This window comes from Thermovirga sp., assembly GCA_012523215.1.
Lineage (GTDB): Bacteria > Synergistota > Synergistia > Synergistales > Thermovirgaceae > 58-81.
Window position 1 is genome coordinate 1 of the sequence record JAAYIZ010000302.1, and the last position, 1,599, is coordinate 1,599.

The following is a 1,599-nucleotide window of genomic DNA, read 5'->3' on the forward strand; positions in this document are numbered from 1 at the left end:
GACGGTGGTTGGAACAGGGGAGGGCATACCCGAAGCCCGTTCAAGGGCCTATAAAGTCATTAAGAAGATAGGTTTTGAAGGAGCCAGGTTCAGAAGCGATATAGCGCTGAAAGGAGGAGGGAGACCTTGGCAGAACCGGTTGCAGGAATAGTACTTGGCTCTGTTTCGGACCTCGAGCTCGGGATCAAGGTCAAGGAAGTCTTCGAGGCGCTCGGGATATCCTTCGAGGTGACGGTGGCTTCAGCCCACCGTACTCCCGACGATGCCGTCAATTACGCAAGGAACGCGAGGGCGAGAGGTCTCAAGACCATCATCGCCGTGGCGGGACTTTCGGCCGCCCTTCCCGGGGTACTGGCCGCCCATACAACTCTTCCTGTCATCGGAGTCCCCGCTCCGGCAGGAAGCTTGGGAGGGATGGACGCGCTGCTAGCGATGGCCCAGATGCCGCCGGGCGTTCCCGTAGGCACCATGGGTATAGCCTCGGCCAGAAATGCAGCGCTTTTCGCAGCCAGGATAATAGCCCTCTACGATGAACAGGTTCATGAAAAGGTCTTGGAAGACGCGGCAGATGCCAAAGGGAAAGTAATAGAGTCAAGATCGGAAATCCGCGATCTGCCCTCGCCTCCCCCGTCAGCGTTCAAAGGGATGTAGCCTGCGGGGACCCGTCAAGGGTCCCCGATGCACTACAAGGGGACGATCATTGCAAGGGAGAGGTAGGCGCCCAGGTAACCCGTAGGAAGACAAAGGATCCGCCCAGGGGTGGCAATATCCTGAAGACTCCCGGGAAAGTGAAAGCGCTCGGAGAAACGATGGGAGTAACATTCAACTTCTGCGATGGATTCCCACGTATCCCAGGTAAAACAGCACGGGGAGCAGGACGAACTTGCCGTAACCCGAAAAGAACTGCCGGAAAAGGGGCACGTTGATCAGCAGCTTGACGGCCAAGGCCAGTGTTACGGTCAGGAACAGGAGGGCCATCAAGGGTGAGTGTTTTCTTTCGTCCTTTTTTCCTCTTTCTCCGCCTTCGTCGCTCATTTGATATCACCTGCTTCCGCATAGGCCTTGAGGATCATCGCGTCGCTAATATTGCCTCCGCTTATCACTATACCTGTCTTCCGACCAGCGGTATCGATCTTCCCGCTCAGCACCGCGGCCACCCCGACGGAACCAGCGCCCTCGACCACCTGGTGATGGTTGGAATGCAAAAAAACGATGGCCTTGGCTATTTCGAGCTCCGAAACCTCCGTGAGACCCGACACGACTTTCCGAATAAGTGGGAAAAGAACCCCCGAGGCGGCTCCTGAAAGGGCATCGGCATAGGTCTCACTCTCCGCCACCGGCACAACGGCACCGCTATCCCAGGCTACCTTCCAGGAGGGGTTGGTCGCGGCATGGACCCCTACGATCTCAATGCCGGGTCTCAGGGCTCTGGCCGCCATCGCCACCCCGGATATCAACCCCCCACCGCTGATGGGCACTATCAGCAGGTCCAGATCGGGCACTTCCATCAGGAATTCAAGACCCAGGGTCCCCTGGCCGCAGATGATATGATGATCTTCGTAGGCGGAGACATAGACAAGACCTTCCCGTTCGGCAAAC

4 protein-coding genes are annotated in these 1,599 nt (G+C 57.5%); 2 read left to right on the forward strand and 2 right to left on the reverse strand.

Going from position 1 to position 1,599, the window contains the following annotated elements; all coding sequences use genetic code 11:
- Both GX108_08165 and purE read left to right on the forward strand, forming a co-directional pair.
- Positions 1 to 151 (forward strand): hypothetical protein (locus GX108_08165; protein ID NLO56995.1); only part of this gene is annotated, 151 nt, incomplete at its 5' end.
- Entirely contained in the window at positions 127 to 651 is a 525-nt protein-coding gene (gene purE / locus GX108_08170; protein ID NLO56996.1) for a 5-(carboxyamino)imidazole ribonucleotide mutase, read from the forward strand. The genes GX108_08165 and purE, both read left to right, overlap by 25 nt.
- A 171-nt stretch (positions 652 to 822) precedes the next feature.
- Here the strand turns inward: purE and GX108_08175 are convergent, their stop codons facing one another.
- Complete coding sequence (locus GX108_08175; protein NLO56997.1) at positions 823 to 1,035, reverse strand: hypothetical protein; 213 nt, start codon at positions 1,033 to 1,035, stop codon at positions 823 to 825.
- A partial coding sequence (locus GX108_08180; GenBank protein NLO56998.1) for a pyridoxal-phosphate dependent enzyme occupies positions 1,032 to 1,599 on the reverse strand: 568 nt, incomplete at its 5' end. The genes GX108_08175 and GX108_08180, both read right to left, overlap by 4 nt.

Excerpts from the sequence above, each read along its gene's own strand:
- GX108_08175 (NLO56997.1), bottom strand. The coding sequence starts at position 1,035 with ATGAGCGACGAAGGCGGAGAAAGAGGAAAAAAGGACGAAAGAAAACAC.